This window comes from Serratia sp. AS12, assembly GCF_000214195.1.
Classification (GTDB): Bacteria; Pseudomonadota; Gammaproteobacteria; order Enterobacterales; family Enterobacteriaceae; genus Serratia; species Serratia plymuthica.
In genome coordinates this window covers 5,096,661-5,110,421 of sequence record NC_015566.1, presented here as the reverse complement: position 1 = coordinate 5,110,421, position 13,761 = coordinate 5,096,661, and the positions used below count along the sequence as shown (strand labels likewise).

The window sequence follows — 13,761 nt, the reverse complement described above, 5'->3', positions numbered from 1 at the left end:
ATAAGTTCCCTTGCCGCCTTGATGCAGCGCCAATTATTTTGGGTATATCAACGCTTGTTGTAACAACTCACTTGGGATCACTATGACTTCACCGATTAGTTACACCTCACCCACGGTCAGTGTTGAAGCGCTGAAACATTCCATCGCCTATAAGTTGATGTTTATTGTCGGCAAGGATCCGGCTATCGCCAACCAGCATGACTGGCTGAACGCCGTGCTGTTTGCGGTGCGCGACCGCATGGTGGAACGCTGGCTGCGTTCCAACCGCGCCCAGCTTTCCCAGGACGTGCGGCAGGTCTATTACCTGTCGATGGAGTTTCTGCTCGGACGCACGCTCTCCAACGCGCTGCTGTCGATGGGGATATACCAGGATATCGATGACGCGTTGAATGAAATGGGGCTGAGTCTCGGTGAATTGCTGGAGGAAGAGAACGATCCGGGGCTGGGCAACGGTGGTCTGGGGCGGCTGGCGGCCTGTTTCCTCGATTCGCTGGCGACGCTGGCGCTGCCGGGGCGCGGCTACGGCATCCGCTACGAATACGGCATGTTCAAGCAGAACATCGTTAACGGCCAGCAGATGGAGTCACCGGACTACTGGCTGGAATACGGCAATCCGTGGGAGTTCCCGCGCCACAACACCCGATATAAGGTGCGCTTCGGCGGGCGAATTCAGCAGGAAGGCGCCAAGACGCGGTGGCTGGAAACCGAAGAGGTGTTGGCCATCGCTTACGATCAGGTGATCCCCGGTTTTGATACCGACGCCACCAACACGCTGCGGCTGTGGAGCGCCCAGGCCAGTAACGAAATCAACCTCGGTAAATTCAATCAGGGTGATTATTTCGCGGCGGTTGAGGATAAAAACCACTCGGAGAACGTATCGCGCGTATTGTACCCGGACGACTCCACCTATTCCGGGCGCGAGCTTCGGTTGCGGCAGGAGTATTTCCTGGTGTCGGCCACGGTGCAGGATATCCTCAACCGCCACTGGATGATGCATAAAACCTTCGACAATCTGGCGGACAAGATTGCCATTCACCTGAATGACACTCACCCGGTGTTGTCTATCCCCGAACTGATGCATCGGCTGATCGACGATCACAAGTTCAGTTGGCTCGACGCCTGGGCCGTCGTGGAGCAGGTATTCTCCTACACCAACCACACGCTGATGAGCGAAGCGCTGGAGACCTGGCCGCTGGACATGATCGGCCGGATCCTGCCGCGTCACTTGCAGTTGATCTTCGAGATCAATGATCACTTCCTCAAGCACGTGCAGGAAGTGGTGCCGGGCGACAACGAGCTGCTGGCGCGGGTGTCGATCATTGACGAGACCAATGGCCGCCGGGTGCGCATGGCGTGGCTGGCGGTGGTGGCCAGCCATAAGGTCAATGGGGTTTCCGCACTGCATTCCGAGCTGATGGTGCAATCGCTGTTTGCCGACTTTGCGCGCATTTTCCCCGATCGTTTCTGCAACAAAACCAACGGCGTCACGCCGCGCCGCTGGCTGGGGTTGGCCAACCGGCCGCTTTCCGCCGTGCTTGACGACAGCATTGGCCAGACCTGGCGCACCGATCTTAGCCAACTGAGCGAGCTCAAAGCCAACATCGATTTCCCCAGTTTTCTGCAGGCGGTTCAGGCTGCCAAACGGCAAAACAAGGAGCGGTTGGCGAAGTACATCGCCAAAACCCTGAATGTGGTAGTCAACCCGGATGCGTTGTTCGATGTGCAGATCAAACGCATTCATGAGTACAAACGGCAACTGCTCAATGTACTGCACGTGATCACGCTGTATAACCGCCTGTTGCAGGATCCGGAGACCGAGCGCGTGCCGAGGGTCGTGATCTTCGCCGGCAAAGCGGCGTCGGCCTATTATGCGGCTAAGCAGATCATTCGCCTGATCAACGATGTGGCGAAGGTGATCAATAACGATCCGCGCGTGCACACCCAGTTGAAGGTCGTATTTATTCCGAACTACAGCGTCAGTCTGGCGCAGTTGATCATTCCGGCGGCGGACCTTTCCGAGCAGATCTCGCTGGCGGGCACCGAGGCGTCGGGCACCAGCAACATGAAGTTCGCCCTTAACGGCGCGCTGACCATCGGCACGTTGGACGGCGCCAACGTAGAGATGCTGGAGCATGTGGGTGAAGAGAACATCTTTATCTTCGGCAATACCGCCGAGCAGGTGGAAGAGTTGCGCCGCAACGGCTACAACCCGCATCTGTACTATGAGCAAGATCCCGAACTGCATCAGGCGCTGACCCAGATCGCCACCGGCGTATTCAGCCCGGAGGAGCCAAAGCGCTACAGCAATCTGTTTGATTCGCTGGTGAATTTGGGCGATCACTACCAGTTACTGGCCGATTACCGCAGCTATGTGGATACGCAGGACAAGGTGGATGAGGTGTACCGCAATCAGGATGACTGGACGCGGCGGGCGATCTTGAATATCGCCAACATGGGGTATTTTTCTTCCGACCGCACCATTCAGGAGTATGCGGACGAAATCTGGCACATCAAACCGATCAAGCTGTAATGCCAAAGGGCCGGATATCCGGCCCTTTTCACATTCAATGGCTCAGGAAGCCAGAGAGAGCGTTTTCGTTTTCGTGTGTTGCGCCAGCCAGGCTTTCACCCGCGCCTGCTGCGCATCATCCAGCCACATACCCAGCTTGGTGCGGCGCCAGATGGCGTCTTCCAGCTCGACCACCCACTCTTTCTCTACCAGATAGCGCAGTTCGGCTTCATACAGGCCGTGACCAAACTCTTCGCCCAGGCTGCTGAGGCCGTTGGCATTCGCCAGGATCAGCTCGCTGTGGCTGCCGTAGGTGCGGGCGTAGCGGCGCGCCAGGGATTCCGGCAACCAGCCGTGTTCGCGGCGCAGTTTGGCGGCATAGCTGTCGCGATCGCCACCGATGTCGCCGCCGGGCAGCGAACCGTTTTTGGTCCACGCCGGGCCGCAGCCAGGGTAGTAATGCGCCAGTTTTTCCATCGCATGTTCAGCCAGCTTGCGATAGGTGGTCAGTTTACCGCCGAACACCGACAGCAGCGGCGCTTTGCCCTGCTCGTCATGCACGTCCAGCGTGTAGTCGCGGGTCACCGCCTGCGGCGAATCGGATTCGTCATCGCACAGCGGACGCACACCGGAGTAGGTCCAGACGATGTCGTCACGGCCCAACTGCTTCTTGAAGTGGTCGTTGTACACTTTCAGCAGGTAGTCGATCTCGTTATCGTCGATCTTCACGTCTTTCGGATCGCCGTGGTATTCCACGTCGGTGGTGCCGATGATCGAGAATTCGTCATTCCACGGGATCACGAATACGATGCGGTGGTCTTCGTTTTGCAGAATATAGGACTGCGGCTGGTTGTGAGCACGTGGCACCACGATATGGCTGCCTTTGATCAGGCGGATGCCGTACGGGGATTTCAGCTTCAGGCCGTCGTCGAAGAAGTGTTTCACCCAAGGGCCGGTGGCGTTGACCAGGCCCTTGGCGCGCCAGGTAAAGGTTTTACCGCTGTCGACGTCAACCGCTTCCACCATCCACAGGCCGTTTTCACGCCATGCACGGGTCACTTTGGTGCGGGTGCGTACTTCACCGCCGCGTTTTTCCACTTCCTGTGCGTTCAGCACCACCAGGCGGGCATCATCCACCCAGCAGTCGGAATATTCGAAACCGCGCTTCAGATCAGGCTTAAGTACCGATTCTGGTCCAAATCGCAAACTCTTGCTGCCCGGCAGGCTGGTGCGTTTGCCCAGGTGATCGTACAGGAACAGGCCGATGCGGATCATCCAGGCCGGGCGCAGATGCGGCTGGTGCGGCAGGCGGAAACGCATGGGGAACGCGATGTGCGGCGCCAGCTTCAGCAACACTTCACGCTCGGCCAGCGCTTCGCTCACCAGGCGGAATTCGTAGTGTTCCAGGTAGCGCAGGCCGCCGTGGATCAGTTTGGAACTGGCGGAAGACGTAGCGCAGGCCAAGTCTTGCGCTTCCAGTAGCAGTACGGACAGCCCGCGCCCGGCAGCATCCGCCGCGATGCCGGCACCGTTGATGCCGCCACCGATAACGATCAAGTCTTTGGTTTCCACGTCAACTTCCTCCAGATGTTCGAAATAGCTCTTTCATGTTCGTTTTCGCTCATGATTGTAATCAAAAACCAACAAACAAGCCAAGACTTAACCAAACAAAAACATTTAGGCGTGATAGAGGTAACAGTTTGGTGATAGTAGTTATACAAAGAAAAGGGATATTCCGGCAGGCAATGCCGGGCTCAGCAGGCTGAACCCAGGTAAAAACGGCGGGGGTGACGGCGCGGTAGGCTGCGCCCCTTGGGTTAGACGAGAAGGGCGGAGATCAGCACAGCTCGAGCTGCACGTCGTACTGTTCGATGATTTTCATCACGCTCGGCGGCGGTAACTGGTCGGTAAACAGGTAGTCGATCAGGTTCATATTGCCGAGGTTGACCATCGCATTACGGCCGAATTTGGAATGGTCGGTCACCAGCATCACGCAGCGCGAGTTTTCGATAATTGCGCGTTTGGTGCGCACTTCATGGTAGTCGAATTCGAGCAGCGAGCCATCCATGTCGATGCCGCTGATGCCGAGAATGCCGTAATCGAGCCGGAACTGGGAGATAAAGTCCAGCGTGGCCTCGCCCATGATGCCGCCGTCGCGGGTGCGCACTTCACCGCCGGCCAGGATCAGGCGGAAATCTTCCTTGGCGGTCAGCAGGGTGGCGACGTTCAGGTTATTGGTCACCACGCGCAGGTTTTTGTGGTTCATCAGCGCGTGAGCGACCGCTTCCGGCGTGGTACCGATATCGATAAACAACGTGGCGCCGTCGGGGATCTGGCTGGCGACGCGTTGGGCGATACGCGCTTTCTCTTCCGACCACATCACTTTGCGATCGTTATAGGCGGCGTTGACCGAGCTGGAAGGCAATGCAGCGCCGCCGTGGTGGCGCTGAATTTTGTTCTGATCGGCAAGGTCATTCAAATCACGGCGAATCGTTTGCGGGCTGACGTCAAAATGTTCGACCAGTTCTTCCGTACTGACATAGCCCTGCAGGCGCACCAGCTCGATAATTGCGTCATGACGCTGTGTTTGCTTCACGATAATCCCCTAAAACGCCTGGCTTGTACCTGGCTGTTATTGTTCGTTGTGCGCGCGATGACGCGTGTCCCAAAATGCCATCAATAACCCTAACACTAAACCGGCCACGTGTGCCGCGTTAGCGATCGACATTCCTAAAATATCGAAATACCCGGCCACCAGCCAGAGTACTGAAAATACCATCAGGCCGCGCGGCAGCATCAGGCCGCGTTCCGGTGCCCGTTCGCCGCTGAGCCAGCTGTAGCCCATCAGCGCATAGACCACGCCGGACAGGCCGCCGAACAACGCGCCGCTGAACAGTGACTGCGCCCAACCGCTGAAGAAGGCCGATACCACCGCCAGCACGAACAGCTTACCGGTGCCGAGGCGTTTTTCCAGCGGGCCGCCGAGATACCACCACCACAGCAGGTTAAAGGTGATGTGCAGCAGCGAAAAATGCAAAAACGCGTGGCTGACCCAGCGCCACAGCTGCGGGTATTGGCTGCTGTCTTGCGGCCAGGAGAGCCAGTACATCACGGTGTCATCGCCCATCGCCTGCATCAGGATGTACACCGCAATGCACAGCACCATCACGCCCAGCGTCAGCGGCCCGGCCTTGCTGCGCAGGGTTTGCAGATAGGAGTAGCCTGGGTAGTGCAGATCGGCGGCGGTGTTGCCGGTTTCCCAACTGGCGGCCTGATAGCGGCGGTTGAGCGGATCGACCAGGAACTGCTGCAACTCGTGCTGTACCTGCTCCAGATGGCTGTCGTCAGCCAGCCAGATTTCCGCTGCCTCGCCGGTATTGTGCACGCTAAGTTCAATGCCCTGTGTCGCCATGTAGTCGACAAAGGCTTGAGCCAGGCGGGGGTTGGATACGGCGATTACTCGAACCATAGATATTCCGTTTCATATACCCGTCGCCTTTCAAGCCACGGCGTTGTTGGCTGCATTCAGTTACGTGGCCCGTTTATGGGCCACGTAACTGAGGGGGCCGCTGCAAGCAGCGTTCAAATCTGCTCCCGGCAGATTTGTCACCCCAGTCACTTACCTGAGTAAGCTCCAGGGGATTTACACCCTTGCCGCCTGGCCGCAGCTTGAAATTCATAGGGTAAAGATAAGTTGGACCGTCGGTTTGCCGCCGACGGCGTTGACGGCTGATTATACCGTTGAAATCTTGAACGCAGGCAAGGGATCTGCGAAAAACCAGTAAAAACACCCACTAACGGCCCTGTGGCGGCTCATCAATCCCGCTGTTTGCCCGCCATGGGCCGGCGAATATTGCAGCGATTTTTGTTTACTTCCGTTTAGCCCTGCAACATATGATCACAGTCACTTTTTAACCATTGGGGGTCCCTTACTCTCAAAAACAGGTGCTGAGGTGACTATGTTTCTCGAAGAACGACGCAATAACATCCTGGATTATCTGGATAAATATGAACGCGTTAGCGTGGCGTACCTGGCCACGTCTTTTGCAGTGACCAAAGAAACCATCCGCAGCGATTTAAACGTGCTGGCGCAACTGGGGTTAGTGCAGCGCTGCCACGGCGGCGCGATCGTCATCCGCCGCAGCCTGCAGGCCAAATTAATTACCGAAACCGACGGCACGTTCGAAGTGCTGTTAAGGCGCCTGGAAAGCCAGAAAAGAAAGGCGCAGGAGCCGGAGAGAGGAAAAAACATGCGAGGCAAGGTCTGTATTCTGGGGTCATTCAATGTCGATATCGTCGCCAGGGTGGCGCGCTTTCCCAAAGGCGGCGAATCGCTGCTGGCGCTCGGCAGTACGCTCGGCCCCGGCGGCAAGGGGGCCAATCAGGCGATGGCCGCCAGCCGGGCCGGCGCTCTGGTGCATTTCGTGTCCAAAGTCGGCAAAGATCAGTTCAGTCAGTTCGCTTTCGACCACCTCTCTGCGTCGGAAATCCACTCGTTCACTTTATACCAGTCGGAAACCGAGCCGACCGGCAATGCCATCATTTATGTTTCGCAGCAGGACGGCGAGAACATGATCGCCATTTATTCCGGCGCGAATAAAACCATCACCGACGAAGAAGTGGCTGCAATTGCCCCGGAACTGGCCGGCGCAGAGGTTCTGCTGGTGCAGCTGGAGAATAACTTTAACGCCACGTTGAACGCGATGAAGCTGGCTAATGCGTTGGGGATCCGGGTGATCCTCAATCCTGCGCCTTACTCCGCCGACGCGCTGCAATGCCTGGAATATGTCGATGTGATCACCCCGAATGAAACCGAGGCCTCGCTGCTGTCCGGCGTGGAGGTCACGGATCTGAACAGCGCCAAAGAGGCGGCGCAGCGTATCGCCGGGCTGGGCGCCCGACGGGTCATCATCACCATGGGCGCGCGTGGAGCGATGATCCTCGAAGGTTCGCAGTTCCAGCACATTCCCGCGTTCCCGGCGTTGAGCGTCGATACCACCGGCGCGGGAGATGCGTTCAACGGCGCCTTCGCTGCGGCTATCGCCACCGGGCAAACGATTGCCCAGGCGGCAACCTATGCCGCCGCCTTTGCGTCACTGGCGGTGGAAAGAGAAGGGGCGTCCAACATGCCGCAACATCAACAGGTGGTGGCTCGTCTGAGCCAGCGCTGATCCCTAATCAAACAACACCATTGTCTGCCGCGTCAGCGCGGTATGAGGAGCAAAAATGAAGAACATCGAGGGCATTGTGCCGGTAATGCTAACGCCGTTTACCGCTCGCAACGAGATTGACTATCCTGGCCTGGCACGCCTGATCGACTGGTATTTGCAGCGCGGCGTCGATGCGTTGTTCGCCGTCTGTCAGTCCAGCGAGATGCAGTTCCTCAGCCTGGCGGAACGGGTTGAGCTGGCGCGTTTTGTAGTGCAGCGGGTGGACGGCCGGGTGCCGGTTATCGCTTCCGGCCATATCAGCGACGCGCTGGAGCAGCAAATTGAAGAGCTGCAGGCGATGGCGCAAACCGGCATCGACGCGCTGGTGCTGGTGACCAACCATCTTGACCCGCAACGCCAGGGCAGCGCGGCATTTTTCGCCACGCTGGACAGCCTGCTGGCGGCGTTGCCGGTTAGCATGCCGCTTGGCCTGTACGAATGTCCGGCGCCTTACCGCCGTTTGCTGAGCGATGAAGAACTGAGCTATTGCGCCGACAGCGGCCGCTTTGTCGTGCTGAAAGACGTCAGTTGCTGTCTGCCGACCGTGACGCGTCGGGTGGCATTAACCGCAGGGACGCCGCTGAATATCATCAATGCCAACGCCGCTATCGCCTGGCCGGCGATGCAGGCCGGATCCAAAGGGTTCAGCGGGGTATTCACCAATTTCCACCCGGAGCTGTACCACTGGCTGTATCACCACGGCGCGCAGCGGCCTGAGCTGGCGCAGGAACTGGCGACCTTCCTGTCGTTGGCGGCGGTCACGGAGACGCTGGGTTATCCGAAAAACGCCAAGATCTATCACCAGCGATTGGGCACTTTCGACAGCGAGCTGTGCCGGGTAAACCAGGACGACGTGCTGGAGAAATTCTGGGGGCTGAGCGTGCTGCTGGATCAAATCCGCAGCGGTACCGGGTTCTACCAGCAAAAAATTGCCGGTTAAGGCTGTGCGGGAAGATGGCGACATCCTCCCGCCGTTCAACAACACCACTGTACCTACCACACCCGCTAAAACTATCACTACAAGGGGAACACCATCATGATGCTTTGCGATCTGCAGGACTGGGCGCGGGAAAAACACGCGTTTCATCCGATGATTCACCAGGCCATCGCGTTTATCGAACGCACTGATTTTGCCAAGCTGCAACCCGGTAAAATCGACATTATTCCCGGCAAGATGTTTTGCCTGCTGCAGGAGATGAGCACCGTGCCGGCGCAGCAAATGCGCCCTGAGTCGCACTTTGACTACGTTGACGTGCAGTACCTGTTGCAGGGGGAAGAAACTATCGGCGTGGCGCGCCGCCGGGGCGATGAACCTGTGGCGGAAGAGCGGCGCCACCACGACATCGTGTTTTACCAACAGGTGCAAAATGAAATGGCGGTTTCGCTGTTGCCCGGTACCTTTGCGGTATTTTTCCCGCACGATCTGCATCGCCCTTGCTGCCAAACCCACGGTGAGTCTTTTATCCGCAAAGCCGTGATTAAAATTCACCTCAGCCTGTTTACGGAGCCGCAATCATGAAAGAGGCGACTTCTGCGCTGCATTCATCGGCCGCCGTACCGGCGGCGCCGATCTCCCGTTTGCGTTGGGGCATTATCCTGATCCTGTTGATTGCCGCGGTGGTGAACTATCTCGATCGGGCCAACCTGAGCATCGCCAATACCACTATTGCCCGGGAGTTTGGTTTTTCCTCGACCGAAATGGGCCTGCTGCTGTCGGCGTTTTTGTGGCCTTACGCGCTCGCCAACCTGCCCGCCGGCTGGCTGGTGGACAAACTGGGGCCGAAGAAAATGTTCTCCTGGGCGCTGGGATTGTGGTCGGCATTTACCGTGATGGCGGCGTTCGTCAACAGCTACTCGATGTTCTATGGCCTACGGATGCTGCTGGGCGTATCGGAATCCCCGTTTTTCACGTCGGGGATCAAGATCACCCATCGCTGGTTCTCGGAGAAAGAGCGTGGTCTGCCTACTTCGATCATCAACACCGGTTCGCAGATTGCCAACGCCATCGCTCCGCCGATCCTCACCGTGCTGTTGCTGACGCTCGGCTGGCGCGGCATGTTTATCGCCATTGGTCTGGCGGGCATTCCGCTGATGCTGGCCTGGCTGAAGTTTTACCGTGATCCGACGGCGCGGGAAGAGGCGATGATCCACGCCGAAAAACGTGCGGCGGCAAAAGCCGTCAGCCAGCAGCAGGGTGGGAGCTGGGGTTCGCTGTTCCGCCATAAAACGACCTGGTTCATGATTTTGGGCAACTTTTCCATCATGTTCACCATCTGGGTTTACCTGACCTGGCTGCCGAGCTATCTGGAGAATTCGCTGGGCTTTAGTCTGAAACAGACCGGTTGGATCGCGTCGATCCCGTTCTTTGCCGGCATTCTGGGGGTATTGTGCGGCGGGGCGATTTCCGATCGTTTGATCCGCCGTGGGGTGAAAGCGATCACCGCACGCAAGATCCCGATCGTTTGCGGTGCTGCGCTGGCAGCCTGCTGCGTGGCGCCGATCGCCTTTGTCGACAGTACGCCGCTGTGCATTTTATTGCTGTCGCTGGGGTATTTCTTCTCGCAACTGCCTTCCGGCGTGATCTGGACGCTGGCGACGGATATCGCACCGAAACAGCAGGTGGCTTCGTTGGGGGCGATTCAGAACTTTGGCGGTTTCCTCGGTGCGGCGATGGCGCCGATTGTCACCGGGGTGATCCTCGACCTGACCGGGCAGTTCACCAACGTGTTCTTGTTGGGGGCGGGTTTGCTGATGCTGGGGGCGTTCAGCTACGGCCTGTTTGTCAAACGGCCGATGGTGGCGGTGGAGTAGCAAAGGAAGAGGGCGCAGGATGCGCCCTGATTTTTTACGCTGAAGTTTCAACGTCCTGCGGGTACTGACGTGCCCAGGCTTCAAAGCCGCCATCAATGCTGTATACCGCATCAAACCCCTGATTCAGCAGGTATTGCGCCGCGCTGCGGCTGCTGTTGCCGTGGTAGCACATCACCATCACCGGCCGGTCAAAGTCGTTGTGCTGCATGAATGTTTGCAGGCTGGCGTTGGTGAGGTGAAACGCGCCCGGCGTGTGCCCGGCTTCAAAACTCTGCGGATCGCGGATGTCGACCAGAGCGGCGCTGTCTTCTTTCCAACGCGCGTAGGCCTGTTCAACGTTGATCGCTTCAAACTGTTCCATGACTTCTGACTGCCTTGTAATGAGAATATGCCGCCATTGTAACCAACTCTGCGGCAATTAAGACCAGAGCAACGCTGTGGTTTTTAGGCGCCGTAACCCATCATCTTCAGCAGTTGCTGCGCCTGCTGCACCGCTTCCTGGCGGTGGGCCACGCCCAGCTTCTGATACAGGTTGCGGATATGGGTTTTGATGGTGGTGGCCGCCACGTCCAGCTCGCCGGCGATCTGGTCGTTGCTGTAACCGGAATAAATCAGCCCCAGTACCTGCCATTCGCGCTGCGTCAGCGGGCTGGTACGGATCAGTTCCGGCACCTGCGGGTGCGTTAGCAGCTTATCGACGAAGTTCTCGTCAAAATGCGCGAATTTATGCCGATGATGCTGGTTGATGTCGCGCAGAATGCGTTGAGCCCGATGGTGCTCCAGCTCCGGTAGCGTATTGAGCTGAATCAGCTGACGCAGCTGCTGCGCCATCACTTCGCCCTCGATGACAAAGTGGCTGATAAATCCGGTGCGGCTGGCCAGTGACAGCGCCTCCATCAGCACCCTTTGCGCATCGCCTTTACGTTCCATCTGCCAGTAAAGTTGGTTACTGAGCAGCAGGTTGCGGTTCAGATCGCTCACCAGCCGCAGGCGGCGGGCGTTTTCGTTCAGTTCATCCAGCACCACTTCGGCTTCTTCGTACTGGCCGAGCATGATTTGCACCCGGGCGATATTACGCCACTGGCCCTGCATAAAGTGGTTATCCGCCATGCCGGGTTTTTCGGTTTGGCGCAGCCATTGGGCCGCAGCGGCGGTGTCGCCGGTCATCTGCCAGTGGATCACCCGCGGTTTGTCGGCGTTGGTCAGCCAGTCGCGATGGTATTGAGTGCCGTGCAGCAGCGCTTCGCAACGCTGCAGGTGCGCATGGGCGTTATCCAGATCGCCGCGCGCCAGCGAGCATTTGGCCAGCATGGCGATGCATTGCAGCTGCTGCTGAGGCTGGAAGTTGGCCAGAATTTTCAGACCCTGACGCGCCGCGTCTTCCGCTTCGTCCAGCCGTGACCAGGACCACAGGATCTGCGAACGGATACGCAGCAGGAACTCATGCATCGGCAACTGTTCCAGATGCTGTTCACGCACCAGTTCAAAAGCCTTGTCCTGCGTCTCATAGGCGGCCTGCAGGAAACCCTGGGCAATCAGAATTTCGCTCTGTTGCAACAGCGCCCACAACGCGTAGTGATAGGCTTGATGGCGTCGCGCCATCTGCTCGGTTTGCTGCATCATCGGCAACGCACGGGCCAGCTCGCCCTTGCAGTGATGCACTTCGCCGGTTACCGAGGTGGCGACGATGCGGCTGTAATAACTGGAAAGCGGCAGAAACTTCAGCGCCTCGGTAGCCAGGCGTTCGGCCTCTTCCGGCTTGCCGGCGTTGATCGCCACCTGTGCGCGCAGGGCGTCGAATTCGGCATGCAGGGTCCGATCGACGTCGATTTTTTGATCGCGCATCGCCTGTTCGGCGCGTTCCAACAGGGTGTTCACTTCGATGTAGCGGTGTTGGCTCTGCGCCAGCCAGGCCTGCAACAGCGCCAGCTTGGGATTTTGGATCAACCGTTCATACGGCAGTGCATTCAGGCACTCTTCCAGCAGAGCCAGCTCGCTGTGATGGAACAGCGACCAGGCGTGTTGCAGCAGGATATCGCGCAGCATGCTGACGTCGCTGGCCGCCAGCGCGTGGTGAATCGCCTCCGCCGGGTAACCCAATGCCAGCCAGCCTTCGGCGGCGGCGCGGTGCAGCCCCGGCAGCTCCAGCGCCAGCTCCCATTGGCAGCGTTGGCGCAGGAAAGTGGCGAACAGCGGATGGAAGCAGAACCACTCGCCGGTGTCGTCCATGCGGTGGATAAACAGCCCCTGGCGCTCCAGCTCTTCCAGCCGTTGCTGGCCGTTATCTTCGCCGGTCAGGCGCACGATCAGCGCATCGTTCATTGAGCGCAGCACCGAGCAGCGCAACAGGAAGGCGCGCGCCCCGGCATCGACGTGATCCAGCACTTCATCCACCAGATAATCGGACAGGTGGCTGGCGTTCAGACCGGCCAGGCGTTTGGCGGATTGCTGTGCAGACGAGGTGGACTGCCGGGCAGACAGCGCAATCAGCTGCAACGCGGTGGCCCAACCTTCGACTTCATCGCACAGGCGGCTGCTGTCATGCTGTTCCATCGGCGCGGCCAGGCGGCAATCGAAGAATTGTTTGGCTTCCTGATGGGTAAACGCCAGTTGCTGCGTGCCCATCTCCAGCAGTTGATCGCGCACGCGCAGGTTGGCGATGCCCAGCGGCGGCAGGGTACGGGACAGCAGGATCAGCGTCAGGTTTTCCGGCTGGTGGCGCAGGAAGAAGCGCATGGCCTCATGGATGACGTCATTGGTGATCAGGTGGTAATCGTCAATCACCAGGTACAGCGGCTGATGCCAGTCGGACAGCTCAATGAACAACTGGGCGAACAGCGCCGACAGGCTGGCGTACTGATGTTTTTGGCTCAACGCTTCGCTCTTCACGCAGTGGCCGCCGCTGGCATGTTGCAAGGCGGCGATCAGGTAGCTGGCAAAGCGCTCGGGTTGGTTGTCGCTTTCATCCAGCGAGTACCAGCCCAAATCTGATTTGCCGGCTGCCCATTGTGCGACCAGCGTCGTTTTTCCGTATCCCGCAGGGCAATTAACCAATGTCAGGCGATAGTTTGCCGTGCCGGCTAATTTGGCCAGCAGGCGATCGCGGATCACGGTATTTTGCAGCCGTACCGGACGGCTCAGTTTTGATGGGATCAGCATAGTATTCCAGAGTGAAAATCGCGGCTCCCGTAGCCGTTGGCCTGCCCGAAGGGGTTCATTTCATCGCGACTC

The 13,761-nt window shown here is 58.4% G+C and carries 10 protein-coding genes; 5 read left to right on the top strand and 5 right to left on the bottom strand.

Going from position 1 to position 13,761, the window contains the following annotated elements:
* Positions 1-82 precede the first annotated feature (82 nt).
* Complete coding sequence (gene glgP / locus SERAS12_RS23665; protein ID WP_013814865.1) at positions 83-2,530, top strand: glycogen phosphorylase; 2,448 nt, start codon at positions 83-85, stop codon at positions 2,528-2,530.
* Positions 2,531-2,572: 42 nt separating this feature from the next.
* Here glgP and glpD read toward each other — a convergent pair whose 3' ends face one another.
* The 3 genes from glpD to glpG form a co-directional block, all read right to left on the bottom strand.
* Positions 2,573-4,081, bottom strand: coding sequence for a glycerol-3-phosphate dehydrogenase (glpD, locus tag SERAS12_RS23660; protein ID WP_013814864.1), 1,509 nt, complete (start codon positions 4,079-4,081; stop codon positions 2,573-2,575).
* A 265-nt stretch (positions 4,082-4,346) separates the two neighbouring features.
* Positions 4,347-5,105 (bottom strand): DeoR/GlpR family transcriptional regulator, encoded by a 759-nt coding sequence (locus tag SERAS12_RS23655; protein ID WP_004930797.1) that lies wholly within the window; start codon positions 5,103-5,105, stop codon positions 4,347-4,349.
* Positions 5,106-5,141: 36 nt separating this feature from the next.
* Entirely contained in the window at positions 5,142-5,978 is an 837-nt protein-coding gene (glpG, locus tag SERAS12_RS23650) for a rhomboid family intramembrane serine protease GlpG (RefSeq protein WP_013814863.1), read from the bottom strand.
* 490 nt (positions 5,979-6,468) lie between these two features.
* On the opposite strand from glpG, the gene rbsK reads away from it, so the two are divergent.
* The 4 genes from rbsK (at position 6,469) to SERAS12_RS23630 (ending at position 10,530) form a co-directional block, all read left to right on the top strand.
* The gene (gene rbsK, locus SERAS12_RS23645; protein ID WP_013814862.1) at positions 6,469-7,680 is read left to right on the top strand and encodes a ribokinase; all 1,212 of its coding nucleotides are present in this window, start codon (positions 6,469-6,471) and stop codon (positions 7,678-7,680) included.
* A gap of 55 nt (positions 7,681-7,735) precedes the next feature.
* Complete coding sequence (locus SERAS12_RS23640) at positions 7,736-8,659, top strand: dihydrodipicolinate synthase family protein (RefSeq protein WP_013814861.1); 924 nt, start codon at positions 7,736-7,738, stop codon at positions 8,657-8,659.
* 96 nt (positions 8,660-8,755) lie between these two features.
* A complete protein-coding gene (locus SERAS12_RS23635) occupies positions 8,756-9,238 on the top strand; it encodes a YhcH/YjgK/YiaL family protein (protein WP_013814860.1) in 483 nt (160 codons plus the stop codon).
* On the top strand, positions 9,235-10,530 hold the full coding sequence (locus SERAS12_RS23630; RefSeq protein ID WP_013814859.1) for an MFS transporter: 1,296 nt from the start codon (positions 9,235-9,237) through the stop codon (positions 10,528-10,530). The genes SERAS12_RS23635 and SERAS12_RS23630 overlap by 4 nt, the downstream gene beginning before the upstream one ends.
* Positions 10,531-10,564: 34 nt before the next feature.
* Here the strand turns inward: SERAS12_RS23630 and glpE are convergent, their stop codons facing one another.
* Together glpE and malT are read right to left on the bottom strand one after the other, a co-directional pair.
* Entirely contained in the window at positions 10,565-10,891 is a 327-nt protein-coding gene (glpE, locus tag SERAS12_RS23625) for a thiosulfate sulfurtransferase GlpE (RefSeq protein WP_004951393.1), read from the bottom strand.
* Positions 10,892-10,974: 83 nt separating this feature from the next.
* On the bottom strand, positions 10,975-13,689 hold the full coding sequence (gene malT / locus SERAS12_RS23620) for an HTH-type transcriptional regulator MalT (RefSeq protein WP_013814858.1): 2,715 nt from the start codon (positions 13,687-13,689) through the stop codon (positions 10,975-10,977).
* Between the last annotated feature and the right edge of the window lie 72 nt (positions 13,690-13,761).

What these genes read in the sequence shown, in the direction of transcription:
- SERAS12_RS23640 (WP_013814861.1), top strand. Translation starts at nt 7,736, where the DNA reads ATGAAGAACATCGAGGGCATTGTGCCGGTAATGCTAACGCCGTTTACC.
- malT (WP_013814858.1), bottom strand. Translation starts at nt 13,689, where the DNA reads ATGCTGATCCCATCAAAACTGAGCCGTCCGGTACGGCTGCAAAATACC.
- glpE (WP_004951393.1), bottom strand. Translation starts at nt 10,891, where the DNA reads ATGGAACAGTTTGAAGCGATCAACGTTGAACAGGCCTACGCGCGTTGG.
- rbsK (WP_013814862.1), top strand. Translation starts at nt 6,469, where the DNA reads ATGTTTCTCGAAGAACGACGCAATAACATCCTGGATTATCTGGATAAA.
- glgP (WP_013814865.1), top strand. Translation starts at nt 83, where the DNA reads ATGACTTCACCGATTAGTTACACCTCACCCACGGTCAGTGTTGAAGCG.
- glpG (WP_013814863.1), bottom strand. Translation starts at nt 5,978, where the DNA reads ATGGTTCGAGTAATCGCCGTATCCAACCCCCGCCTGGCTCAAGCCTTT.
- SERAS12_RS23635 (WP_013814860.1), top strand. Translation starts at nt 8,756, where the DNA reads ATGATGCTTTGCGATCTGCAGGACTGGGCGCGGGAAAAACACGCGTTT.
- SERAS12_RS23630 (WP_013814859.1), top strand. Translation starts at nt 9,235, where the DNA reads ATGAAAGAGGCGACTTCTGCGCTGCATTCATCGGCCGCCGTACCGGCG.